Genomic DNA, 25,644 nt, shown 5'->3' with positions numbered 1-25,644 from the left:
CCTAGTTTGCTCTTTGATTTTCATTGAGTATTAACCCTTACAATCACGATGTGACCATATTGGCGACTATCATTATCATTTTGATTATCTTTGCAATCCAATTCTTGGGAGATTTCTTGACTAAGTCTTGAGTCATAAATAAAAAGAGCCGTGTGGCTCTTTTTTATTGACTAGATTTTTTGTGCAAATTTTTTACTCAAGGCTTGTCCAATCAAGGCACCCACTAGGGCTCCGATGACAATACTTGCGATAAATAGAAGGATGGTTCCAGGGTTTGGCGCAACCATGATACGGTCGATATATTCTTGGGATTTTCCTCTTGCTAGAAGGGTTGCCATATAGGCTTTGGGCGCAATCCACATGATTAGGATTGGTCCTGATGTGCTAAAGGCAAAGAGTATGAAAGAAAGAAAATTCTTAGTTTGGTCCTTGTATTTTCCGAGGCTAGCTACTGCATCTGCTAGGAGACCACAGATAATTCCAGGAAGGAAGGCACCGGCACCGTGTTTAGTTCCCAAGAAAAAGAGGGCAATGACAAGGCCGATAGTGGTAATGGCTCCAAAGCGCGGAACTTTTGCGACTAGGATCATATAGACGCTACCGCCGAAAAGGGCAGTAAAGGCAGGCGCATAAAACATGTTTCCAGCTTGGTCAAAGAAATTGCCCAAAAGGACACCAATCCCCATGCAGAGGAAGTAAAGAACTGCAAAAAGCAGTGTAGTTAAGATAGATTTTTTCATGAATTGTCTCCTGATAATTTTTTCACAATTCTCATTGTACCACGGTTTTATGGGATTGTAAATGGATACTAGAAGTTTTTGAAAACGCTTGAAATATGATATAATAGTTTCATAGTTATTTTTAGGGGGATATCATGGGTAGATTTTTAGACTTTGTCTTTAATCGTTTCTTTTTAGGGATGATTGCGACAGCCTTCTTTTGGCTATTAACATTGGCAGGAGGGATTATCCTTGGTCTAGCGCCGGCTAGTGCCACCTTGATGAGCCTATATGCAGAACATGGTTATAGCTTTCGGGAATACAGTTTGAAGGAGGCGTGGTCTCTTTATAAGCAAAATTTCGTCTCAAGCAACCGGATTTTCTATAGCTTTTTAGGGGTGGATCTAGTTTTGGTCTATGGCCTGTATCTCTTGGTTCAATTGCCTCATCAGACTATTATTCATTTGATTGCGACCTTTTTGAATGTTCTAGTAGTTGCCCTGCTCTTTTTGGCCTATACAGTATCTTTGAAATTACAAGTTTATTTTGATTTGTCCTATCGAAATAGTCTCAAACTATCCTTGATTGGCATTTTTATGAGTCTAGCAGCTGTGGCCAAGGTTCTTCTTGGGACAGTGCTACTTGTGGCAATTGGCTACTATATGCCTGCCCTGCTTTTCTTTGTAGGAATTGGGATGTGGCATTTCTTTATCAGTGATATGTTGGAACCGGTCTATGAAAGTATCCATGAAAAATTGGCGACAAAATAGAATGAAGCAGTTTTGGCTACATACGCTTCTGAGAACCTACAGTTCAGTTATGATGATTATTATTGCGAGTTTTGCAATCTTACTCTCATACGCTGACTGGGATTCACGGGAAAAGGAAGCTCAAAGAGTAGCCCAGCGTGTAACCACTCGAACAGTCGATGAGGTGGAGTATTATTATCGCGAGTCAGCCCAGCTAGCGCAAGATTTAGTAGCCAATCAAGACCGTATACAAGGGGTTTATAAGTATTTTAGTCTATCAACATCTGAGTATTTTTATTGGCTGTTGGAGCATCAAGCGGCTTCGTCAACTTCTATTTCGCTGTATGAAAATATTGATGATCTTTATGTACAAAATGACTATATAACGGGTGTTGCAATCGTCTTGCAGGATTTTAAAGAAGTTTATGTGTCAACAAGGGATAAAAGAAGTGGTCATATCTTGCCTGCTGAGGCCTTTAAACCAGAGGTCAATAGTTTTGGAATTCCAGTTCTGGACCCAGCAACGGATCAATCTATAGGAGTGATTTACATCTCCTTGGATCCAGAAGTTTTATACCATGCTATTGACAATACCCGAGGTCATATTCCGATGGCTGTTACTGTGACATCACCATTTGATACGGAGATTTTTCATATTGGTGAGAGGGTCAATAGGGAACATGAGAACTGGTTTGTTGGTATGACTTCTCATGGATATCAGGTTCAGGTGGCAGTTCCTAAAAACTTTGTTTTACAAGGAACAGTGGCTAGCTCTGCTTTGATTGTGGGTTTGAGCCTTCTCTTTATTGTCATTCTCTATCTGACTTTGAGGCAGACTTTTGCTAATTATCAAAAGCAGGTAGTGGATTTGGTGGATTCCATCCAAGCTATTGCCCAAGGGCAAGAAGGTCTTCGCATTGATACGCTTGAAAAGGATCAGGAATTGCTCCTAATCGCGGAGACGACCAATGATATGTTGGATCGATTAGAAAAGAATATCCATGATATTTATCAGTTAGAGCTTAGTCAAAAGGATGCCAATATGCGAGCCTTACAGGCTCAAATCAATCCTCATTTTATGTATAATACGCTGGAGTTTTTGCGTATGTATGCAGTTATGCAAAGTCAAGATGAGTTGGCAGATATCATTTATGAATTCAGTAGTCTCTTGCGTAACAATATTTCCGACGAAAGAGAGACCCTTCTCAAACAGGAATTAGAATTTTGTCGTAAATACAGCTATCTCTGCATGGTTCGCTATCCCAAGTCCATTGCCTATGGTTTCAAGATAGACCCAGAGCTAGAGAATATGAAAATTCCTAAGTTTACCTTGCAACCGCTGGTAGAAAACTATTTCGCGCATGGTGTTGACCATAGACGGACAGATAATGTGATTAGTATCAAGGCTCTTAAACAGGATGGTTTTGTGGAAATTTTAGTGGTCGATAATGGCCGTGGTATGTCGGCTGAAAAACTGGCAAATATCCGAGAAAAATTAAGGCAGAGACATTTTGAACACCAAGCCAGTTACAGTGATCAAAAGCAGTCTATCGGGATTGTCAATGTACATGAGCGTTTTGTGCTCTATTTTGGGGACCGCTATGCCATTACTATAGAGTCTGCGGAGCAAGCAGGTGTTCAGTATCGTATTACAATTCAAGATGAGTAGAAAGGGAGAAAATGTATAAAGTATTATTAGTAGATGATGAGTACATGGTGACAGAAGGTCTGAAACGTTTGATTCCCTTTGATAAGTGGGATATGGAGGTCGTCGCAACAGCCAGTCATGCCGATGAAGCCCTAGAATATGTTCAGGAAAATCCTGTCGATGTCATCATTTCAGATGTCAATATGCCCGATAAAACAGGGCTTGATATGATTCGGGAGATGAAAGAAATCTTACCAGATATTGCCTATATCCTTCTCTCGGGTTATCAGGAGTTTGATTATGTAAAAAGAGCCATGAACCTTAGTGTGGTGGACTATTTGGTCAAACCTGTTGATAAGGTAGAGTTGGGAAATCTGCTGGAGAAGATTGCAGGTCAGCTCGGCGAGAGAGGAAAGAAAAGTCAGACCCTTAGTCAAGATTTAGATGAGGCTGGATTTGTTAGTTATCTAGGAGGTGAGGAGAATTGGTGGATAGGCCTATCCAAGGAAAAACAAGGATCTTTTACCATTCCCTACTATGTCTTGGGTCAAGACTGGCAGATTTTTATTTCTGATAAACCCCTAGATGGTTTAGTCGTTACTCCCTTTGAAGCTCCTTATCAAGAACACTTTGAACGCTGGAAGTTGAATGCTGAGAAAGCCCTCTTTTACGGTTCTGTAAATCTACAACAGTCTGAGAGTCTCTTTGCCTATTACGAACCGATTTATAGGGTTATCATTCAGGGAAATCTTAATCAAATCGTAGAAGAGTTAAATCTCTTGGAGAAGGTAGTTCTTGAAAATACACCCCGTGTTCCAATTACCAAGCAGCTTTTTATCCAGTTTGTCATGGATGTCTTTCACTTGTTTGAACATCTCAAAGCTGATGATATGACGGATATTGTCAAAACGATTCATGCTATTCAAACCTTCGATGAATTGGTTCCTTATATCAAGGAAACTCTGACTCGATTCTTTGGACAATATCGGATGAATGAAAATGTGGTTAGTGTGCTAGAAGTCATTGGGAGTGATTATCAGAAAGAACTTTCTCTCAAGGATATCAGTAAGGATCTCTTTATCAATCCTGTTTATCTGGGACAGTTGATTAAGCGTGAAACCAATTCGACCTTCGCAGAGTTACTAAATAAACAACGCATTAAGGCTGCCCAGCAGCTCTTGCTTTCAACTAGTGACAGTATTGAAGATATTTGTTATGCTGTTGGTTACAGTAATGTTGGATATTTCTATAAAGTGTTCCGAAAATTGTGCGGAAAATCGCCAAAAGCCTACCGAAAACAGGTGGAAACCACACTATAATATTTGTATCCCTTTACAAAAAGTGCTATAATATCGATAATAATATCAGGAGGTTCTATTATGAAAAAGAAACCAATCTATCTATGGGTATTACTGATTTTTTCAGCCTTACTCTCAGCAATGTCACTATTTGGAATCATATCTCCAGTACCTACTGCGGAGGGTATGAACAATCTAGAAACATCAGCATCAGGTGTTAATGCTACTTATGCTAAGGAGCTCGTTGCTTACACCATTAAGGTATCGGAGCATGGTCATTCTATCTTCAACATTCTCTTGGTTGTCTTATCTGTTATTCTGGTGGTTGTGTCTTTGGTTTTCCTTGTTCGTAAAAACATCCAATTGGCTAACTATACTTATCTTGCTTATGTCTTCGTTGCCATCGTTGGTTCTATCTACAACTTTATCGGCGTTCAGGATGCGGTTTTACTTTTTACAGACCCTAACATCCGTATAGGAGCGGAGCTTGGTGCCAAAGGTTCTGCTATTTTTGGGATCGTACTCAATGTTATCTTCCTAGCAATCGTCTTCTATAAAATGTGGCGTCAGCAAAAAGAATTGACAGAAACTCAAGAAGAGGAAGAACTTGCCTAAGAGTTGACAAAGCATAACTATCAAGATACAATCTTGGTAGTTATTTTTTATGATTTAAAAAAAGGAGGAGAACATGAAAAAAGTTTCCTTGGTCTACATCAGTCTGAGCGGAAATACGGAGAGTTTTGTGACGCGCTTAAAAGACTATCTCTTGTCCCAGTACGAGGGAATTGAGGTTCAAAAGATTCATATCAAGGATTTGGTCAAAGAAGGCCAAGATTTCTATGAAATGGACCATCCCTATGTTGCTTTTTTGCCGACTTACCTAGAAGGTGGGAATGGCGTGGATAACGGAGATGTCGAGATTTTGACGACACCAGTGGGAGATTTTATCGCCTATGGTGACAATGCTAGTAAGTGTTTTGGTGTGGTTGGTTCAGGAAATCGTAACTTTAATAACCAATACTGCCTGACAGCCAAGCAATATAGTCAACGTTTTGGCTTCCCTGTATTGGCTGATTTTGAAATGCGAGGTATGCTGGGAGATATCAAACGTGTCGCAGCGATTATCGCAGATTTGTATGAGTTGGAAAGTTAAGCTGAAACCAATCTTTCAATCATTAGAAGAAAGAACTTATTATATCCCCCTCTATAGCAGAGATGAAAATTACCTATAAAATTTTTAATATAAATGTTATTTGCTATAGTTGGAAGATAAAAATTATGCCCTAAAAAAACCGAGAAGCTTTCTTCTCGGTTTTTGATTATTTCAATTGATCTGTAATGTCTTTTGATAGCAACATTCCTAGATGATAAGTTTTATTGATGTAAGCAATGACATCATTGATGTTTTCAGTCGTGTGAATTTTCTCTTTGATGTCAGACCTAAATGTTTCATCCTTTAAAAGTTGTTCTTGGTAGAGTTTTTGCAGTCTCTCCTTCTCGTACTTATTAAGCAGAAAAAGGAAAACCAAGCTAATCACAACGAGGATATAAGCATATTGGCTCATAGGATATCTCCCTGTATGATAAAGAAGTAGTAGTGAGTAGATTGAATTAGTTTAGTGAGGCGTTTAGGCAAGTGTCTTTACTAGTGATTCAGTTCTAACAATTAGGAACTTTAGTTCCAATTGTTAGAACTGAATCACATCTTCTCAGGTGCTTCTACTCCAAGCAAGCGAAGTGCTTCTTTGAGAACGACTGCGGTTGCGTAGCTAAGGGCTAGACGGCTGTCGCGTTCTGGGCTTTCATCCAAGATGCGCGTATGTGCATAGTATTTGTTAAAGGCTTGAGCCAGGCTAATTGCAAATTTAGCAATGATAGAAGGTTCAAAGTTATCCGCCGCACGGTTGATAATACGTGGGAAGTCTTGGATGAGTTTGATGATTTCCCAACTTTCAGCATCATTCAAGCTATAGTTGCCAGCTGTTTCTGGTTTGAAATCCGCTTTGCGTAAGATAGATTGAATACGAGCGTAGGCGTATTGAACATAAGGTCCAGTTTCACCCTCGAAGGATACCATAGCTTCTAGGTCGAAGTCGTATCCATTTGTACGGTCGGTCTTGAGGTCATAGAATTTAATGGCTCCAACACCAACAGCATGCGCTACCTGGTCTTTGTTTTCTAGTTCAGGATTTTTAGCCTCGATTTGGGTCTTGGCACGGCTAACAGCCTCTGCAACAGTAGGCTCTAGCAAGATGACATTCCCTTTACGAGTAGAGAGTTTTTTTCCTTCTTTTGTAACCAAACCAAAAGGAACGTGAGTAATGTCGTCACTCCAGTCGTAGCCCATTTCTTGCAAGACGGCTTTGAGCTGTTTAAAGTGGGCAGATTGTTCTTGGCCAACGACATAGATAGATTTGGCAAATTGGTATTCATTTTTACGGTAAAGGGCTGCAGCCAAGTCACGAGTGATATAGAGAGTTGCACCATCCGATTTCTTGATAAGGGCTGGATGTTCAATTCCATATTTCTCAAGATTCACAACTTGGGCACCTTCTGACTCAACAAGAAGTCCTTTTTCAGAAAGAATGTCTACAACTGCATCCATCTTATCGTTGTAGAAGGCTTCTCCGTTATAGCTGTCAAATTCAACCTGCAATTCATTGTAAAGGCGGTTAAATTCCACCAAACTTTCATCACGGAACCATTGCCAAAGAGCGAGAGCTTCCTCGTCTCCATTTTCAAGTTTACGGAACCATTCGCGTGCTTCTTCATCCAAGCTAGGGTCATTTTCAGCTTCAGCGTTGATGCGGACATAGAGTTTAAGAAGTTCATCAATTGGATGAGCTTTTACAGCTTCTTCGTCGCCCCATTTTTTGTAGGCAACAATCAACATCCCAAACTGTTTACCCCAGTCACCCAAGTGGTTGACCTTGACCGTTTGATAACCGATTTTTTGGAAAATATGTGATAGACTATCTCCGATAACAGTTGAACGTAGATGACCAATAGAAAATGGTTTAGCGATATTAGGACTAGACATGTCGATCACAACATTTTCTTGTTTACCAATGTTTTGATCAGCATAGTGTTCTTTTTCCGTGATAACAGCTTGCAATACTTGAGCAGAGATGGCAGATTTATCAAGGAAAAAGTTAACGTAAGGTCCTGTTGCGACAACCTTTTCAAAGGCTTGGCTGTTAATTTTTTCAGCCAGTTCAGCAGCAATCATTTGAGGTGCTTTACGTTCGACTTTTGCAAGAGAAAAAGCAGGGAAAGCGATGTCTCCCATTTCTGAGTTTTTAGGGGTTTCCAGTAAATTTAAAATAGCCTCTTGGTCCAGGCTATCAATGACGCTAGCCAACTCGCTAGCAATCAATTCTTTTGTATTCATTAAGAGCTCCTTTTTGGACTTTTCTACTATTTTATCACAATTTTAAAGAAAGAAGAAAAAATTTTTGAAATCTCCTGTTTTTTTGGTATAATATAGTTATAAAATTAGTTATAAATATGCATATAAGAGGATTTTATGAGAAAAAGAGATCGTCATCAGTTAATAAAAAAAATGATTACTGAGGAGAAATTAAGTACACAAAAAGAAATTCAAGATCGGTTGGAGGCGCACAATGTCTTTGTGACGCAGACAACCTTGTCTCGTGATTTGCGCGAAATCGGCTTGACCAAGGTCAAGAAAAATGATATGGTGTATTATGTACTAGCAAATGAGACAGAAAAGATTGATTTGGTGGAATTTTTGTCTCATCATTTAGAAGGTGTTGCAAGAGCAGAGTTTACCTTGGTGCTTCATACCAAATTGGGAGAAGCCTCTGTTTTGGCAAATATTGTAGATGCAAACAAGGATGAATGGATTTTAGGAACAGTTGCTGGTGCCAATACCTTATTGGTCATTTGTCGAGACCAGCACGTTGCCAAACTCATGGAAGATCGTTTGCTAGATTTGATGAAAGATAAGTAAGGTCTTGGGAGTTGCTCTCAAGACTTATTTTTGACAAGGAGAGACGGACAATGACGACAGAAAAGCTATCACCCGGCATGCAACAGTATGTGGATATTAAAAAGCAATATCCAGATGCTTTTTTGCTCTTTCGGATGGGTGATTTTTATGAATTATTTTATGAGGATGCGGTCAATGCTGCGCAGATTCTGGAAATTTCCTTAACGAGTCGTAACAAGAATGCCGACAATCCGATTCCTATGGCGGGTGTCCCCTATCATTCTGCCCAACAGTACATTGATGTCTTGATTGAGCAGGGCTATAAGGTAGCTATCGCAGAGCAGATGGAAGATCCGAAACAAGCAGTTGGGGTTGTTAAACGAGAGGTTGTTCAGGTCATTACGCCAGGAACAATGGTTGATAGCAGTAAGCCGGACAGTCAGAATAATTTTTTGGTTGCTATAGACCGCGAAGGCAATCAATTTGGTCTAGCTTATATGGACCTGGTGACCGGTGACTTTTATGTGACAGGTTTATTGGATTTCACGCTGGTTTGTGGGGAAATCCGTAATCTCAAGGCTCGAGAAGTGGTGCTGGGTTATGACTTGTCTGATGAAGAAGAACAAATCCTTAGTCGTCAGATGAATCTGGTGCTTTCCCATGAGAAAGAAGGTTTTGAGGATATTCATTTACTGGATTCACGATTGGCAGCTGTGGAGCAAGCGGCATCTAGTAAGTTGCTCCAGTATGTCCATCGGACTCAGATGAGAGAATTGAACCACCTCAAGCCTGTTATCCGCTATGAAATCAAGGATTTCTTGCAGATGGATTATGCGACCAAGGCTAGTCTGGATTTGGTTGAGAATGCTCGCTCAGGTAAGAAACAAGGAAGTCTTTTCTGGCTTTTGGATGAAACCAAGACGGCTATGGGTATGCGTCTCTTGCGGTCTTGGATTCATCGCCCCTTGATTGATAAGGAACGAATTATCCAACGTCAAGAAGTGGTGCAGGTCTTTCTCGACCATTTCTTTGAGCGCAGTGATTTGACAGATAGTCTCAAGGGTGTTTATGACATTGAGCGCTTGGCTAGTCGGGTTTCTTTTGGCAAAACCAATCCTAAGGATCTCTTGCAGTTGGCGACCACCTTGTCTAGTGTGCCACGGATTCGTGCGATTTTAGAAGGAATGGAGCAACTTGCTCTGGCCTATCTCATCGAACAACTGGATGGAATCCCTGAGTTAGAGAGTTTGATTAGCGCAGCGATTGCTCCTGAAGCTCCTCATGTGATTACGGAAGGTGGTATTATCCGCACTGGATTTGATGAGACTTTAGACAAGTACCGTCGCGTTCTCAGAGAAGGGACTAGCTGGATTGCTGAGATTGAGGCTAAGGAGAGAGAAAACTCTGGCATCAGCACGCTCAAGATTGACTATAATAAAAAGGATGGCTACTATTTCCATGTGACCAATTCACAACTGGGAAATGTGCCTGCTCACTTTTTCCGCAAGGCGACGCTGAAAAACTCAGAACGTTTTGGAACCGAAGAATTGGCCCGTATCGAGGGCGATATGTTGGAGGCGCGTGAGAAGTCAGCTAACCTAGAGTACGAAATTTTTATGCGCATTCGTGAAGAGGTCAGCAAGTACATCCAGCGTTTGCAGGCTTTAGCTCAAGGAATTGCGACCGTTGATGTCTTGCAAAGTCTGGCAGTTGTTGCTGAAACCCAGCATTTGATTCGACCTGAGTTTGGAGATGATTCGCGGATTGATATCCATAAAGGGCGCCATGCTGTCGTCGAAAAGGTCATGGGGGCTCAGACCTATATTCCCAATACGATTCAGATGGCAGAAGATACCAGTATCCAACTGATTACAGGGCCCAACATGAGTGGGAAGTCAACCTACATGCGTCAGCTAGCTATGACGGCAGTTATGGCCCAGCTAGGCTCTTATGTGCCAGCAGAAAGTGCCCATTTACCGATTTTTGATGCGATTTTTACCCGTATCGGAGCAGCAGATGACTTGGTTTCAGGTCAGTCAACCTTTATGGTGGAGATGATGGAGGCCAACAATGCCATTTCGCATGCGACCAAGAATTCCTTGATTCTTTTTGATGAATTAGGTCGAGGAACTGCAACCTATGATGGAATGGCCTTGGCCCAGTCCATTATTGAATACATTCATGATCACATTGGAGCCAAGACCCTCTTTGCGACCCACTACCATGAGTTGACTAGTCTGGAGTCTAGCTTGGAACACTTGATCAATGTCCACGTGGCAACCTTGGAGCAGGGTGGACAGGTCACCTTCCTTCACAAGATTGAACTAGGTCCAGCTGATAAATCCTACGGTATCCATGTTGCCAAGATTGCTGGTTTGCCAGCAGACCTTTTAGCAAGGGCGGATAAGATTTTGACTCAGTTAGAGAATCAAGGGACAGAAAGTCCTGCTCCTATGAAACAAACAAGTGCTGTCACTGAACAGATTTCACTATTTGATACGACTGAAGAACATCCTATCCTAGCAGAATTAGCTAAACTGGATATTTACAATATGACACCTATGCAGGCTATGAATGTTTTGGTTGAGTTAAAACAGAAACTATAAAAATAATCCCACTCATGCATTTGTGAGTGGGATATTGCTCTTACTTTCTATGCTCCAAGAGTTGATTGATATGGTCTACTTTTTTTGATGCTCTTTTATAGGAAATAGTCCAAATGATGAGGTAGACAATCGCAAACTCGATAATGAGTTGGAGATAGAAAATCCAGTGGAAGGGGAACCAACCTGCCAGAGTTGCTAGTGGGACAAAGCCAGCCAGCATGAGGAAGAAATGGGAAAGCGTCGCACGGAGAAAGCTCCAGTCACGGCTGAATAATCGCTTTCCAAAGTTGAAGAGAATACCGATGGCTGCCCATATAAGAGTGCAGTAGAGCAAGACCAGGGCACCGTGAACCTGATGTTGAGCCATCATTTGTCCGATGAGAGAGTCGGAACTTAGTGGTGCGTAGGTATTTGGTGCATAAATGAGTGAAAAGATGATAGAGAGGATGAGGCCGATAAGAACACCGGCAGCTGCATCGTTAAATACTTGTTTTTTCATAGTTCTAATTTCTCCTTGATGGTTTTTAGGTAACGGCGTGAAGAGTAGGTGAAACTTTCGTTTTTTAGAAAGATTTCTACTAGACCGTTGTGAGTTAGCTTGAGATGGGAGATGGAGTTGATATTGATGATTTCTGATTGGGAAATTTGGATAAAAGTTGTTGGCAGAATTTCAAGGACCTGATAGAGTCGAAAATCAATGCTGTAGGTCTGACTCGCGGTTTCTGCTAGAACTTTCCGATTCTCGATATAGAAGCGTTGTATCTTACCAATCTTAACTAGATAGACTTGATCATCAATCTTTCCTTTGATTGTTTCTTTTTGGTCAAGATTTTCTGCGAACTCGATGACTTTCTGGACTTTATCTGTCGGCTGAGGTGCTTGGACAATCAGTTTTTCCTCCTTGTAAGTCTCACTAATCTGTAGTTCTACTTTCATAAATTTCTCTCCTTGTTTTTCATACAAAATTGTGATCACTTCTTGTACACCTTTATTAAACACTATTTTACGACACCTGGCAAGGGACTTTGTCTATGTGGAGGAATTTGGCTTCTATATGGCGCTTGCTTTTCTGTCCTATCTGAAATATGGTATAATAGCACTAATAAATTTCTAGGAAAATAGATACGGAAAGGGGCTGAAAGATGTCTCATATTATTGAATTGCCAGAGGTGCTGGCAAACCAGATTGCAGCTGGGGAGGTCATTGAACGTCCTGCTAGCGTTGTTAAGGAGTTGGTAGAAAATGCCATTGACGCGGGCTCTAGTCAGATTATCATTGAGATTGAGGAAGCTGGTCTCAAGAAAATTCAAATTACAGATAATGGTCATGGAATTGCCCACGATGAGGTGGAATTGGCCTTGCGTCGCCATGCGACCAGTAAGATAAAAAATCAAGCAGACCTCTTTCGAATTCGGACGCTTGGTTTTCGTGGTGAAGCCCTGCCTTCTATCGCATCCGTCAGCGTTTTGACCCTTTTGACGGCGATGGATGGTGCAAGTCATGGAACCAAGCTCGTCGCGCGTGGGGGAGAAGTTGAGGAAGTCATCCCAGCGACCAGTCCAGTGGGAACCAAGGTTTGTGTGGAGGACCTCTTTTTCAACACGCCTGCCCGCCTTAAGTATATGAAGAGCCAGCAAGCCGAGTTGTCTCATATCATTGATATTGTCAACCGTCTGGGCTTGGCCCATCCTGAAATTTCGTTTAGTTTAATCAGTGATGGCAAGGAAATGACACGAACAGCGGGAACAGGTCAATTGCGTCAAGCTATCGCAGGGATTTACGGTTTGGTGAGTGCCAAGAAGATGATTGAAATTGAGAACTCTGACTTAGATTTCGAAATTTCAGGTTTTGTGTCCTTGCCTGAGTTAACTCGGGCCAATCGCAATTATATCAGCCTTTTCATCAATGGCCGTTATATCAAGAACTTTCTACTCAACCGTGCAATTCTTGACGGCTATGGTAGCAAGCTCATGGTAGGCCGTTTTCCACTGGCTGTCATTCACATCCATATCGACCCCTATCTAGCGGATGTCAATGTGCATCCAACCAAGCAAGAGGTGCGGATTTCCAAGGAAAAAGAACTGATGACCCTGGTCTCAGAAGCTATTTCTAATAGTCTCAAGGAGCAAACTTTGATACCTGATGCCTTGGAAAATCTTGCTAAATCGACTGTGCGCAATCGTGAGAAGGTGGAGCAGACCATTCTCCCCCTCAAAGAAAATACTCTCTATTATGACCAAACAGAGCCGACAAGACCTAGTCAAGCTGAAGTAGCTGATTATCAGGTGGAATTGACTGATGCAGGACAAGACTTGACCTTGTTTGCCAAGGAAACCTTGGATCAATTGACCAAGCCAGCAAAACTGCACTTTGCAGAGAGAAAGCCTGCTAACTATGACCAACTAGACCATCCAGAGCTAGATTTAGCCAGTCTTGATAAGGCTTATGACAAGCTGGAGCGAGAAGAATCATCCAGCTTCCCAGAGTTGGAATTTTTCGGACAAATGCACGGGACTTATCTCTTTGCCCAAGGGCGAGATGGGCTCTACATCATAGACCAGCATGCGGCTCAGGAACGGGTCAAGTACGAGGAATACCGTGAAAGCATAGGCGATGTTGACCAGAGCCAGCAGCAACTCCTAGTGCCCTACATCTTTGAATTTCCAGCGGATGATGCCCTTCGTCTCAAGGAAAGAATGCCTCTTTTGGAGGAAGTGGGTGTCTTTCTAGCAGAGTACGGGGAAAATCAATTCATCTTACGTGAACATCCTATTTGGATGGCAGAAGAAGAGATTGAATCAGGCATCTATGAGATGTGCGACATGCTCCTTTTGACCAAGGAAGTTTCTATCAAGAAATACCGAGCAGAGTTGGCTATTATGATGTCCTGCAAACGGTCTATCAAGGCCAACCATCGTATTGACGACCATTCGGCTAGACAGCTCCTCTATCAGCTCTCTCAATGTGATAATCCCTATAACTGTCCCCACGGACGTCCTGTTTTGGTGCATTTTACAAAGTCGGATATGGAAAAGATGTTCCGACGTATTCAGGAAAATCACACCAGTCTCCGTGAGTTGGGGAAATATTAAACTAAAAGGAAAACTATGTACGAATATTTAAAAGGAATCATTACCAAAATTACTGCTAAATACATTGTTCTTGAAACCAACGGTATCGGTTATATCCTGCATGTGGCCAATCCTTATGCCTATTCAGGTCAGATCAACCAAGAAGCTCAAATTTATGTGCATCAGGTTGTGCGTGAGGACGCTCATCTGCTCTATGGATTTCGCACAGAAGACGAGAAAAAGCTCTTTCTCAGTCTGATTTCGGTCTCTGGGATTGGTCCTGTATCAGCTCTTGCTATTATCGCTGCTGATGACAATGCTGGCTTGGTTCAAGCCATTGAAACCAAGAACATCACCTACTTGACTAAGTTCCCTAAAATTGGTAAGAAAACAGCCCAGCAGATGGTGCTGGACTTGGAAGGTAAGGTAGTAGTTTCAGGAGATGATCTTCCTGCCAAGGTGGCAGTGCAAGCTAGCGCTGAAAACCAAGAACTGGAAGAAGCCATGGAAGCCATGTTGGCTCTGGGCTACAAGGCGACCGAGCTCAAGAAAATCAAGAAATTCTTTGAAGGAACGACAGATACAGCTGAGAACTATATCAAGTCGGCCCTTAAGATGTTGGTCAAATAGGAGCAGAGCATGACAAAACGTTGTTCGTGGGTCAAGATGACCAATCCGCTCTACATCGCCTACCATGATGAGGAGTGGGGGCAGCCCCTCCATGATGACCAAGCATTGTTTGAGTTGTTGTGCATGGAAACCTATCAGGCAGGTCTGTCTTGGGAAACGGTGCTCAACAAACGCCAAGCTTTCCGAGAAGCCTTTCATGGCTATCAAATTCAAGCGGTGGCAGACATGACCGACACCGAATTGGAAGCCTTGCTGGATAATCCAGCTATCATCCGAAACAGAGCCAAGATTTTTGCTACACGCGCTAACGCCCAAGCCTTTCTACGACTACAGGAAGACTATGGCTCTTTTGATGCCTATCTTTGGTCTTTTGTTGAGGGGAAAACGATCGTTAACAATGTTCCCGATTATCGCCAAGCCCCAGCTAAAATACCCTTGTCTGAGAAATTGGCCAAAGATCTCAAAAAACGAGGTTTCAAGTTCACAGGCCCAGTTGCCGTCTTGTCTTTTCTACAGGCTGCAGGGCTAGTTGATGACCACGAGAATGATTGTGAGTGGAAAAGCAGCAATTAGTGAGTATAGGTAACTAGAATATCTGAGAATATAGAAAAAAGCTGAGAAATTTTTCCCAGCTTTTTATATATACTATTAGATTTGTTAGAGTGAAGTCAAAAAAGTGATTCCACCTAAAATAACACCGACTGAATTTGGAATGATTAGTATCCAATCCTTCTTAGGTTCTTTTGTCCATCCATAAATAACCCAGATTAAGCAAGATATAGCAGCTGATAAAGGTTGAAATGGTTGAGCTTTATTTCCCTGTAAATTAGCGATAATTTGAGGTATGTAGGCAATAAATACTATAATTCCAATAAAGGCACCAATAGAACCTACGATTCGATTAATTTTTTGTTTTGTCATATACACCTCCTTCAAAAGGATATCATAGAAATTAGCGAAATGCAATAAATTCAGATACAAATTGTAACGAAAACCAATACAAAAGCACAAAAATAGAGAAACTATTTATTTTTTGTTATAGTCAAAGCGAATGATTTGCTCCTTTGCATCTACGTGGGCGTAGACTCCGAAGGGAACAATGGCTCTTGGAGTTGCGTGTCCGATATTCAGATTATAGACAATCGGGATGTTGCTGTCAATAATATCCAATAGTGCCTCTTTATAGTCGTCATAGAAAGTTTCATCCATAGGTTTTCCGACCAAGAGTCCACTGATGACCTCGAATATACCAGTGTTCTTTAAAGTCTGCAACATCTTTTTGAAGTCTTCTGGTTCAGGCTTTCCTTCGCTTGTCTCTAGCAAGAGGATTTTTCCTTCCCAGTCTGACAAGTCAGGGAAAAGTTTGTATTTTTGGCAGAGCTCCGTGCTATCTGCATATCGAGAGTTGTCAAAGATATCGTAGAGGGATTCGAGGCAACCGCCGAGGATTTCCCCCTCGAACTGGGCAGTTCCTTGTAACAAGTCAAAACCAGTATTTTCATGACTGATGCGAGGTGTTCCCAGAGCCTTGGGACTAAAATCAGTTCGTTCCTCATACCAAACGTCACTAGGGCAGATTTCCGAGATTCTTCCCGTCTCAATCAATTCTTTGAAATAGTGAAGGCTATAGGGCAACATCTCTTTGTCTAATTCACAAATGTCAGCTAAAAAGGATTGGCCATAAAAAGTCTTGATTCCTAGTTTATGCAACATGAGATGGTTCATGGTTGTATCCGAGAAGCCAAGAAAAATCTTTTGTTTGATAACTTCATGTAGTTGATCATTTTCAAAAAGATAAGGTAGTAAGCGATAGGTATCGTCTCCACCGATAGCACAGAGGATCATGTCAATGCTATCGTCCGAAAAGGCCTGCATCAAATCCTCTGCACGCGCCTCAGGATGGTCCTTGATAAAGTCTAAGCCTTTTAGCGAATGGGGCAAAAAGATAGGATTGAGTCCCAGATCCTTGAGACGTTGGACACCCAAGTCCACTTCGTGTTTGACAAAGTCCTCTCCGATAATGCCACTAGATAAACTAACAATACCAATAGTAGAAATCATATTTTATCCTCCTAGAAATAGATTGAGCCTATTTTATCACAAAAGATTAGATAGAGCTATGTGGGATTTCAGAAGAATGCTTTTAAATCAAGAAAGTAGTAAAAAAGCAACCGCACCTGCAGTTGCTTTTATCATTCTTCTTAATAACGTGTTGGTCCTGCACTTGCGCTGCGGATATTCAAGCGTTTCTTGAGATAGAAGCGAAGGGCTAGTAGGGCTGCTCCGATAATAGCCAGTGGCACTGGAGCCAATACTGGGTTAAGGCTAGCTGGTAGGAAGCTTGTTGCAAAGAAGACAAGCAACCAAAGAAACATAGAAACTAGGATAACCAGTACAGATTTCCAAAAAGGTGGACGTTGACTGCGATCCATGTCTGGTCCATAATACTGGTAAACAAAGTAGTACATCAAGTAGAAGGCAAATCCTCCAACCAGTCCAACTAATAGGAGAGTGACAAATCCATAGCCGAAAGCTTGATCTGCCGCAAAGAAAGTTGTGAGGGCGCTGACGAGGGCAAAGAGGCTAGTGATGAAAAGAGCTGAGTCCATAATCATGAGTTTTGGATCATCATTTTCTTTTGGATGCTCTTTTTCATATTGTTCCTTGACAGTGAAACTATGAGCCCAGTGGGTCGGTGCGCCATAGAGGGAACGAGCAGTCGTACCCTTGGCTTGCTCCTCAAGGATTTGGGGAATAACTTCCTCAAAAATAGCCTTAATTTCAGCATCTGTTTTCCCATCTTTGATGAATTGTTGGGTAGCGATGTGGATAAACTCTTGGTTTTTCTTTGTTAATTTTTGTAGATCAATCTGAGACATAGGAACTCCTCTTAGAACCATTTTTTATGGATGAGATAGAGAGTGAGCGAGACACTCATAGCGAAGGCGATAAAGACGATTAACCAGAAGGCATTTGGCTCACCGTTTAGGGGGATTTCATTATCTTTAAAGTTCATCCCGTAGGCAGAAAAGACCATGGTTGGGATGGACATGACGATGGTCACAAGGGCCAAGGTTTTCATGATGTTGTTCTGGTTGTTAGAAATGATAGAGGCGAAGGTCTCTGTCATAGAATGCAAGACATTTCCGTAAATGTCTGCCATCTCGATGGCCTGTTGGGTTTCAATCAGGGTGTCTTCAAGCAGGTCTTCGTCCTCAAGGTATTTCTTGATATTGCTGGTTGAGCTGGTCAATTTCTTAATCACGCGCTCATTTGTTTTGAGGGAGGCCTTGAAATAGACGATGGTTTTTTCCAATTCCATGAGCTCAATCAATTCTTCATTACGAGTTGATTGATGCAGTTGACTTTCGATTTGTTCACTCTTACGGTCGATTGAACGAAGGGCTGTTAGGTAAAGTTCTGCATTGCGATAGAGAATCTGGAAGATAAAACGCGAACGCATGAAGGTGTAGAAATTACGCAATCGACGGTTGATAAAGACATCGAGGACCGGTAATGGTTCCAAACAAGTAGTGATAATGGTTTCTTCTGTGATGATAATACCAAGCGGGATGGTTACGTAGTAAGTGCGATTATTTCTTTCTTCTGTGACCGGCACGTCTACGATAATCAGGGTATACTCGTCTTCAATGGTAATACGAGACATTTCTTCCGCATCGAGCGGTGCTCGAAGATCGGCAATATCGATATCGAAGGCGTTAGCGATTTCGAGTGATTCATTTTGAGTCGGATTGACGAGATTGATCCAAGTACCCGGTTCAAGTGTATCGATCTCTTTAAATTCAGTTGTTGTAGAGAGAAAAACTTGTTTCATATCCCTTATCCTTTCTCATTTTTCAGATTTTTTCACACCGTACTATTATACTACAAAATCGGCCTTTTGGGTAATAGAATCTCACTTTTTTTGGTATAATGGTAAGCAATAATGGACTAGAAAGAACAAAAATGCAAGATAAAATTGTCATTCATGGGGCGCGTGCCCATAATTTAAAAAATATTGATGTGGAGATTCCACGAGACAAGCTGGTTGTCGTGACTGGTTTGTCAGGTTCAGGGAAATCCAGTCTGGCCTTTGATACCCTCTATGCGGAGGGACAACGTCGCTATGTGGAGAGTTTGTCAGCCTACGCTCGCCAGTTTTTGGGCAATATGGAAAAACCAGATGTAGATGCCATTGATGGTCTCAGCCCAGCTATTTCTATCGACCAGAAAACCACCAGCAAAAACCCTCGCTCGACGGTGGGAACAACGACTGAAATCAATGACTATCTGCGTCTCCTCTACGCGCGTGTGGGGACGCCTTACTGTATCAACGGGCATGGAGCTATCAAGGCTTCTTCTGTGGAGCAAATCGTGGATAAGGTTTTGGAGTTACCTGAACGCCAACGTCTGCAAATTTTAGCTCCGGTTATCCGTAAGAAAAAAGGCCAACATAAGAGTGTTATCGAGAAGGTTCAGAAAGACGGTTATGTTCGTGTCCGTGTGGATGGGGAAGTCTATGATGTGACCGAAGTGCCAGAGTTGTCCAAGAGCAAGCAACACAATATTGATGTTGTGGTTGACCGTATTGTCATCAAGGAGGGTATCCGTAGTCGTCTCTTTGATTCTATTGAGGCTGCCCTTCGTATCGCTGAAGGTTATGTGATTATTGATACCATGGACGATTCGGAATTGCTCTTCTCTGAGCATTATGCCTGTCCAGTTTGTGGTTTTACTGTACCAGAGTTAGAGCCTCGTCTCTTCTCCTTCAATGCTCCTTTTGGTTCTTGTAGTGAGTGTGATGGTTTGGGTATCAAGCTGGAGGTGGATACTGATTTGGTAGTGCCAGATGCCAGCAAAACGCTACGCGAGGGAGCCTTGGCGCCTTGGAATCCTATCTCATCCAACTACTATCCAAACATGCTGGAACAAGCCATGACAGCTTTTGGAGTGGATATGGATAAGCCTTTTGAGGACTTGTCAGAAGAAGCTAAAAACTTGATTCTATATGGTTCTGATGGCAAGGAATTCCATTTCCACTATGAGAATGAATTTGGTGGTGTGCGCGATATCGACATTCCGTTTGAGGGAGTTGTCAATAATATCAAGCGTCGCTATCACGAGACAAACAGCGATTACACGCGCACCCAGATGCGTCTCTACATGAATGAGCTGACCTGCGGAACATGTCGCGGCTATCGTCTCAACGACCAAGCCTTGTCTGTCCGTGTGGGTGGCGAGCAAGGGCCACATATCGGAGAAATTTCAGACCTGTCTATCGCAGACCACTTAGACTTGGTGAGCCAGCTGACCTTGTCTGAAAATGAAGCCATCATCGCTCGTCCCATTCTCAAGGAAATCAAGGATCGTTTGACCTTCCTTAATAACGTGGGTCTTAACTATCTGACTCTGTCTCGCTCAGCAGGAACCCTTTCAGGTGGGGAAAGCCAGCGTATTCGCTTGGCAACCCAGATTGGTTCTAACCTATCAGGTGTCCTTTATATTCTAGATGAGCCGTCAATCGGTCTTCACCAGAGGGACAATGACCGTCTGATTGCTAGTCTCAAAAAGATGCGCGACTTGGGTAATACACTCATTGTGGTGGAACATGACGAAGATACCATGCGTGAGGCGGATTATCTGATTGACGTTGGTCCCGGTGCCGGTGTTTTTGGTGGGGAGATTGTTGCCGCAGGTACGCCTAAACAGGTAGCTCGTAACAGTAAGTCTATCACAGGCCAGTACTTGTCAGGCAAACGTGCCATTCCAGTACCAGACGAGCGCCGTGTAGGAAATGGTCGTTTTATAGAAGTGACAGGAGCGCGTGAGAACAACCTGCAAAATGTCACTGCTCGCTTCCCACTAGGAAAATTCATCGCGGTGACAGGGGTATCGGGTTCAGGGAAATCGACCTTGATCAACAGTATCCTCAAAAAAGCTATTGCCCAGAAGCTCAACCGTAATTCAGACAAGCCTGGTAAGTTTAAGACGATTACAGGGATTGAGCATGTAGACCGCTTGATTGACATTGACCAAAGTCCTATCGGACGAACGCCGAGGTCCAACCCAGCTACCTATACAGGAGTTTTTGACGATATACGTGACCTTTTTGCTCAGACAAATGAAGCCAAGATTCGAGGCTATAAGAAGGGGCGTTTCAGTTTCAACGTCAAGGGTGGCCGTTGTGAAGCCTGCTCAGGTGATGGGATCATCAAGATTGAGATGCACTTCTTGCCAGATGTTTATGTGGCTTGTGAAGTCTGCCACGGAACCCGCTACAACAGTGAGACCCTAGAAGTTCACTACAAGGAAAAAAATATTTCGCAGGTCTTGGACATGACCGTCAACGATGCGGTAGAATTCTTCCAACACATTCCTAAAATTCAACGTAAACTTCAGACCATCAAGGATGTGGGATTGGGATATGTAACGCTAGGGCAACCAGCTACCACTCTTTCTGGGGGAGAAGCCCAGCGTATGAAGTTGGCTAGTGAACTCCACAAACGATCGACAGGAAAATCTTTCTACATTCTGGATGAGCCAACGACAGGACTCCATACAGAGGATATCGCTCGCTTGCTTAAGGTTTTAGCTCGCTTTGTTGACGATGGCAATACAGTCCTTGTTATCGAGCACAATCTAGATGTTATTAAGACTGCAGACCATATCATTGACCTAGGTCCAGAAGGTGGTGTCGGTGGTGGAACCATCATCGCAACAGGAACTCCAGAAGAAGTAGCGGCCAACGAAGCCAGCTACACAGGACAGTATTTGAAAGGAAAGTTACATCATGAATAAACGTGTACAAGCATTTATAGCTAAAATGCAAGAAAAAGAACTAGATGGCATCATCATCAATAACCTTAAAAACGTCTATTACCTGACTGGTTTTTGGGGCTCAAACGGAACAGTCTTCATCAGCCGTGACCGTCAGGTCTTGGTGACAGACTCTCGCTATATCATTGCAGCCAAGCAAGAAACCAGTGGTTTTGAGATTGTGGCTGACCGTGATGAATTGGCTGTCATTGCAGGAATTGTTAAGGACATGGGCTTGTCTCGAATCGGTTTTGAGGACGAGATTTCAGTGTCTTATTATCACCGTATGCAGGCAACCTTTGAAGGAATTGACTTGCTTCCACAGACTCAGTTTGTTGAAGGTCTTCGAATGATTAAGGATGAAGCGGAGATTGCAGCTATTCGCAAGGCTTGTTCTATATCAGACCAAGCTTTCCGCGATGCACTTGACTTTATCAAACCAGGAAAGACTGAGATTGAGATTGCCAACTTCCTTGACTTCCGCATGCGTGAGTTGGGAGCATCTGGCTTGTCTTTTGACACCATTCTAGCTAGCGGTATCAATTCTTCTAAACCCCATGCCCATCCAATGCACAAACCAGTGGAATTGGGAGAAGCCATTACTATGGACTTCGGTTGCCTTTATGACCACTATGTCAGTGATATGACACGGACTATCTATCTGGGGCATGTCAGCGATGAGCAGGCAGAGATTTACAATACGGTTCTCAAAGCCAACCAAGCCTTGATTGACCAGGCTAAGGCAGGATTAAGTTTCCGAGACTTTGACAAAATTCCTCGTGATATTATCATTGAGGCAGGTTATGGCGACTACTTTACTCACGGTATCGGACACGGTATTGGACTGGATATTCATGAGGAACCATACTTTAGCCAGACTTCTACAGAAACTATTAAGGCAGGTATGGCCTTGACAGATGAGCCAGGTATCTATATCGAAGGCAAATATGGCGTTCGTATCGAGGATGATATCCTGATTACAGAGACAGGTTGTGAATTGTTGACCCTTGCTCCAAAAGAGTTGATAGTTATCTAAGAGTTAAACAACTCAAATGATTGACTTTTAAATTTTAAAGGTTTATACTGAAAGACGAAAACGGTAGGTGAGGCTACCATAGGGATACGGATGACTACCGCAAAGCAGTGGAGACACTACTCGTTGGTCAACAGTCCTGGTCGCGAAGGCCAAGACTAAGCTCATTACATTGCCCTATGGAGTTAAAGCTTGAACGAAAAACAGATAGTTAGTTTTTTAATCCTGCCATTTTATGGTGGGATTTTCTACTGTTTAAATCAAAGAAAGGAGATAGACGATGCAAATTGACGATCATCCGGAACCGCGCATACACAGCCAATCGCTGATTTGTGTCGTTCAGCCCTTATAAAGTGATTGGTCTCTGTGTATGAAACACATCATTCATACAGATAGGAGAAACCAATGAAAACTACAAAAGAAAGATTAGCAACAGCTATTCATACATCTTTAAACGAAACTCTATCTTTTTATAAGACAAGTCTAACAGGATTGACTGAGGAGCAGGTGGAGAAAAATCGTGACCTATATGGCGAAAATACCATCACAAAGGGTCAAGAAGACAGTATCCTCAAAAAGATTTACGAATCGATTATCAATCCATTTACAATCATCCTGCTGGTCATCGCTATGATCTCCATGGTGACCAATGTCTGGTTGGCGAAGCCTGGACAAGAAGATCCGACGACCTCTATCATCATCGTTGTCCTAGTCCTCATTTCTGGTGGCATACGCTTTGTCCAAGAACTCCGTAGTGATAAGGCTGCGACCAATCTTTCAAAAATGATTATTAACACAGCGACTGTCATTCGTCAAGGAGAAGTTCAAGAAGTACCTATCGATGATTTGGTAGTAGGTGACGTGGTTAAATTAAGCGCTGGAGACATGATTCCAGCAGATCTTCTTTTATTTGAGTCGCGCGATTTCTTTGTACAACAGTCGGGCCTGACAGGTGAAAGTGAATCGGTTGAAAAATTGGCCTTGACCAAGGCAACAGTTCAACAATCTGATAGTCTGCTAGAAGCAGAAGCGCTCGCCTTTATGGGAACCAATGTCTTATCTGGTAGTGCCAAGGCCGTGGTTTTAGCAGTTGGTGATGATACCATGATGGGGGCCATTGAACAGACTTTGAACACCTATGATGAACCTACTTCGTTTGAACGGGAAATGAATAGTATTTCGTGGCTCTTGATTCGTTTGATGCTGGTCATGGTGCCCATCGTTTTCTTGTCCAATGGTTTAACAGATGGTGACTGGCTGGAAGCTGGCGTATTTGCTTTGAGTGTTGGTGTTGGATTGACACCTGAGATGCTTCCTATGATTATCACGGCCAGTCTAGCAAAAGGCTCCATTATTATGGCCAAGGAAAAAGTGGTTATCAAGAAACTCAATGCCATACAGGACTTAGGGGCGATTGATATTTTGTGTACAGATAAGACAGGAACTCTAACCCAAGACGAAATTGTCCTTGAATATCCCTTGGACATCCACGGACGCTTGGACTTGACTGTCTTGAGACGAGCTTATCTCAATTCTTATTTTCAAACGGGTTTGAAAAATTTGATGGACAGAGCCATCATCAAACGGACTGAAAAGGAAGCAAAAGAACACGATATCCTCCAAAATCTGGCTCAAACTTTTCAAAAAATAGATGAGCTTCCCTTTGATTTTGAACGTAGACGGATGAGTGTTATCGTTAAGGATGAACACGAAGTTGTCAGTTTGGTAACCAAGGGTGCCCTAGAGGAAATGTTGATGATTTCCAGTCATGCGGAATACCATGGAGTGATTACTCCCTTGACAGATACTATTAGAGAAGAAATTTTAGCAGAAGTCAGACAACTAAATCAACAAGGTTTGCGTGTCTTGGGAGTGGCCTATAAGTCAGGTTTGAGGGAAGGTCATGCCTATACAGTTGATGATGAAGGGGATATGATTCTAACTGGTTATTTAGCCTTCCTAGATCCTCCTAAACCATCTGCAGCACCAGCAATTAAGGCTCTGTTAGAACATGGAGTTCAAACAAAAATTTTGACGGGAGACAACGAAAAAGTTACCCAAGCAGTCTGTGAAAAGGTTGGTTTGGATATCAATCAGATGCTGTTAGGATCTGAAATTGATCAGATGAGTGATCAAGAATTGGCCCAAGCCGTAGAGGAGGTAACAGTCTTTGCCAAACTTTCACCTGACCAAAAAGCAAGGATTATTTTGCAATTTAAGGCTAATGGTCATGCTGTAGGCTATATGGGGGATGGAATCAATGATGCTCCTTCTATGAAAGTTGCAGATGTGGGGATTTCTGTTGATACAGCAGTAGATATTGCCAAAGAAACAGCTGATGTTATCCTACTTGATAAGGATCTCATGGTTCTGGAAAAAGGACTTGTTGAAGGGCGTAAGGTCTATGCCAATATGACTAAATATATCAAAATGACAGTGAGTTCTAATTTTGGGAATATCTTATCCCTATTAGTCTCTGGAATCTTTTTACCATTTTTACCAATGGCACCAGTCCATTTGATTATCCTAAATCTAGTCTATGATTTGTCTTGTATTGCCTTGCCTTTTGACAAGGTGGATAAAGATTTTTTGAGAAATCCGCATACCTGGGAAGCTAAGTCCATCACACGTTTCATGATTTGGATGGGGCCTATCTCTTCTGCCTTTGATATTTTGACCTTTATTTTGCTCTATTTTATCATTGTACCCATGACAACAGGTCAAGCCTATGTCCATGGAGCGGAGTCTGCCGTAGGATTTATTGTCTTGTTTCAGACAGGGTGGTTTATCGAGTCCATGTGGTCACAGACCATGGTTATCCATATGCTGCGTTCAGCCAAAATTCCCTTTTTACAAAGTCGTCCAGCTTGGCTAGTCCTTGTGACAACCTTATTGGCTGCAGCCTTTGTGACCTTCCTTCCCTATAGTCCACTAGCTAGTCTTCTCCATCTAACTCCTTTAAAATCGATTTATTTCATCTTTTTACTTTTCATCATTATTTTGTATATGATTAGCGTGACAATTGTGAAAAAAATCTATATTAAGAAATATAAAGAATGGCTGTAAATTTTATTTTGTCAAGAAAAAAGTACGAAAATGACGAAAAAAGTCAAAAAAATTTA

Annotated in this window: 22 protein-coding genes and 1 riboswitch; of the genes, 13 read left to right on the top strand and 9 right to left on the bottom strand. The window is 42.2% G+C overall.

The genetic code is table 11. The features are described 5' to 3' along the window. Window positions 1–170: 170 nt before the first annotated feature. Window positions 171–740, bottom strand: coding sequence for an MptD family putative ECF transporter S component (locus HMPREF2613_RS08955; protein ID WP_070480073.1), 570 nt, complete (start codon window positions 738–740; stop codon window positions 171–173). Window positions 741–874: 134 nt separating this feature from the next. On the opposite strand from HMPREF2613_RS08955, the gene HMPREF2613_RS08950 reads away from it, so the two are divergent. The 5 genes from HMPREF2613_RS08950 (at window position 875) to nrdI (ending at window position 5,567) form a co-directional block, all read left to right on the top strand. Further along, on the top strand, window positions 875–1,489 hold the full coding sequence (locus HMPREF2613_RS08950; RefSeq protein WP_070480072.1) for a YesL family protein: 615 nt from the start codon (window positions 875–877) through the stop codon (window positions 1,487–1,489). Continuing rightward, a complete protein-coding gene (locus tag HMPREF2613_RS08945) occupies window positions 1,467–3,137 on the top strand; it encodes a sensor histidine kinase (protein WP_315940753.1) in 1,671 nt (556 codons plus the stop codon). The genes HMPREF2613_RS08950 and HMPREF2613_RS08945 overlap by 23 nt, the downstream gene beginning before the upstream one ends. 11 nt (window positions 3,138–3,148) lie before the next feature. After that, complete coding sequence (locus HMPREF2613_RS08940) at window positions 3,149–4,435, top strand: response regulator transcription factor (RefSeq protein WP_070480071.1); 1,287 nt, start codon at window positions 3,149–3,151, stop codon at window positions 4,433–4,435. A 60-nt stretch (window positions 4,436–4,495) separates the two neighbouring features. Further along, a complete protein-coding gene (locus HMPREF2613_RS08935) occupies window positions 4,496–5,029 on the top strand; it encodes an ABC transporter permease (RefSeq protein ID WP_049510498.1) in 534 nt (177 codons plus the stop codon). Between the two features lie 73 nt (window positions 5,030–5,102). After that, a complete protein-coding gene (gene nrdI, locus HMPREF2613_RS08930; RefSeq protein WP_020901834.1) occupies window positions 5,103–5,567 on the top strand; it encodes a class Ib ribonucleoside-diphosphate reductase assembly flavoprotein NrdI in 465 nt (154 codons plus the stop codon). A 166-nt stretch (window positions 5,568–5,733) separates the two neighbouring features. Here the strand turns inward: nrdI and HMPREF2613_RS08925 are convergent, their stop codons facing one another. Beyond that, complete coding sequence (locus HMPREF2613_RS08925; RefSeq protein ID WP_042751768.1) at window positions 5,734–5,979, bottom strand: hypothetical protein; 246 nt, start codon at window positions 5,977–5,979, stop codon at window positions 5,734–5,736. Window positions 5,980–6,113: 134 nt separating this feature from the next. Next, window positions 6,114–7,805 (bottom strand): arginine--tRNA ligase, encoded by a 1,692-nt coding sequence (gene argS / locus HMPREF2613_RS08920; protein ID WP_070480070.1) that lies wholly within the window; start codon window positions 7,803–7,805, stop codon window positions 6,114–6,116. Window positions 7,806–7,940: 135 nt separating this feature from the next. Here argS and argR point away from each other — a divergent pair, with 135 nt between their 5' ends. Both argR and mutS read left to right on the top strand, forming a co-directional pair. Further along, complete coding sequence (gene argR, locus HMPREF2613_RS08915) at window positions 7,941–8,387, top strand: arginine repressor (protein WP_001231476.1); 447 nt, start codon at window positions 7,941–7,943, stop codon at window positions 8,385–8,387. Window positions 8,388–8,437: 50 nt separating this feature from the next. Next, window positions 8,438–10,972 (top strand): DNA mismatch repair protein MutS, encoded by a 2,535-nt coding sequence (mutS, locus tag HMPREF2613_RS08910; protein WP_070480069.1) that lies wholly within the window; start codon window positions 8,438–8,440, stop codon window positions 10,970–10,972. 40 nt (window positions 10,973–11,012) lie between these two features. Here the strand turns inward: mutS and HMPREF2613_RS08905 are convergent, their stop codons facing one another. Together HMPREF2613_RS08905 and HMPREF2613_RS08900 are read right to left on the bottom strand one after the other, a co-directional pair. Continuing rightward, window positions 11,013–11,471 (bottom strand): DUF3021 domain-containing protein, encoded by a 459-nt coding sequence (locus tag HMPREF2613_RS08905; RefSeq protein ID WP_070480068.1) that lies wholly within the window; start codon window positions 11,469–11,471, stop codon window positions 11,013–11,015. Beyond that, entirely contained in the window at window positions 11,468–11,908 is a 441-nt protein-coding gene (locus HMPREF2613_RS08900) for a LytTR family DNA-binding domain-containing protein (RefSeq protein ID WP_070480067.1), read from the bottom strand. Before HMPREF2613_RS08900 ends, HMPREF2613_RS08905 begins: the two co-directional genes overlap by 4 nt. Window positions 11,909–12,114: 206 nt before the next feature. Here HMPREF2613_RS08900 and mutL point away from each other — a divergent pair, with 206 nt between their 5' ends. The 3 genes from mutL to HMPREF2613_RS08885 are packed head-to-tail and all read left to right on the top strand — an operon-like array spanning window position 12,115 to window position 15,246. Next, a complete protein-coding gene (mutL, locus tag HMPREF2613_RS08895) occupies window positions 12,115–14,064 on the top strand; it encodes a DNA mismatch repair endonuclease MutL (RefSeq protein ID WP_070480066.1) in 1,950 nt (649 codons plus the stop codon). Between the two features lie 15 nt (window positions 14,065–14,079). Next, complete coding sequence (gene ruvA / locus HMPREF2613_RS08890) at window positions 14,080–14,673, top strand: Holliday junction branch migration protein RuvA (RefSeq protein ID WP_070480065.1); 594 nt, start codon at window positions 14,080–14,082, stop codon at window positions 14,671–14,673. Between the two features lie 9 nt (window positions 14,674–14,682). Next, window positions 14,683–15,246, top strand: coding sequence for a DNA-3-methyladenine glycosylase I (locus tag HMPREF2613_RS08885; RefSeq protein WP_070480064.1), 564 nt, complete (start codon window positions 14,683–14,685; stop codon window positions 15,244–15,246). A gap of 84 nt (window positions 15,247–15,330) precedes the next feature. On the opposite strand, the gene HMPREF2613_RS08880 is transcribed toward HMPREF2613_RS08885, so the two are convergent. From HMPREF2613_RS08880 to HMPREF2613_RS08865, 4 genes are all read right to left on the bottom strand, one after another. After that, window positions 15,331–15,594: a SemiSWEET family transporter gene (locus HMPREF2613_RS08880; RefSeq protein WP_070480063.1), complete on the bottom strand. Its 264-nt coding sequence runs from the start codon at window positions 15,592–15,594 to the stop codon at window positions 15,331–15,333. A gap of 105 nt (window positions 15,595–15,699) precedes the next feature. Further along, window positions 15,700–16,734 carry a S66 family peptidase gene (locus HMPREF2613_RS08875; protein ID WP_070480062.1) on the bottom strand — a complete coding sequence of 345 codons (1,035 nt, stop codon included), beginning with the start codon at window positions 16,732–16,734 and terminating at the stop codon, window positions 15,700–15,702. 140 nt (window positions 16,735–16,874) lie between these two features. Next, entirely contained in the window at window positions 16,875–17,552 is a 678-nt protein-coding gene (locus HMPREF2613_RS08870; RefSeq protein ID WP_049515517.1) for a DUF1129 domain-containing protein, read from the bottom strand. An 11-nt stretch (window positions 17,553–17,563) separates the two neighbouring features. Next, entirely contained in the window at window positions 17,564–18,508 is a 945-nt protein-coding gene (locus HMPREF2613_RS08865; protein WP_000815623.1) for a magnesium transporter CorA family protein, read from the bottom strand. A gap of 131 nt (window positions 18,509–18,639) precedes the next feature. Here HMPREF2613_RS08865 and uvrA point away from each other — a divergent pair, with 131 nt between their 5' ends. The 3 genes from uvrA to mgtA all read left to right on the top strand — a co-directional run bounded on the left by uvrA (window position 18,640) and on the right by mgtA (window position 25,588). Beyond that, window positions 18,640–21,471, top strand: a complete 2,832-nt coding sequence (gene uvrA, locus HMPREF2613_RS08860) for an excinuclease ABC subunit UvrA (RefSeq protein WP_070480061.1) — start codon at window positions 18,640–18,642, stop codon at window positions 21,469–21,471. Next, window positions 21,464–22,525: a M24 family metallopeptidase gene (locus HMPREF2613_RS08855; protein ID WP_070480060.1), complete on the top strand. Its 1,062-nt coding sequence runs from the start codon at window positions 21,464–21,466 to the stop codon at window positions 22,523–22,525. The genes uvrA and HMPREF2613_RS08855 overlap by 8 nt, the downstream gene beginning before the upstream one ends. A gap of 56 nt (window positions 22,526–22,581) precedes the next feature. Continuing rightward, window positions 22,582–22,734: riboswitch (M-box (ykoK) riboswitch) on the top strand. Between the two features lie 193 nt (window positions 22,735–22,927). After that, window positions 22,928–25,588 carry a magnesium-translocating P-type ATPase gene (mgtA, locus tag HMPREF2613_RS08850; protein WP_070480059.1) on the top strand — a complete coding sequence of 887 codons (2,661 nt, stop codon included), beginning with the start codon at window positions 22,928–22,930 and terminating at the stop codon, window positions 25,586–25,588. Window positions 25,589–25,644: the final 56 nt, after the last annotated feature.

Source organism: Streptococcus sp. HMSC070B10, assembly GCF_001808665.1.
GTDB lineage: Bacteria > Bacillota > Bacilli > Lactobacillales > Streptococcaceae > Streptococcus.
The sequence above is the reverse complement of the archived record's forward strand: the minus strand, read 5'-3'. Positions and strand labels throughout refer to the sequence as shown.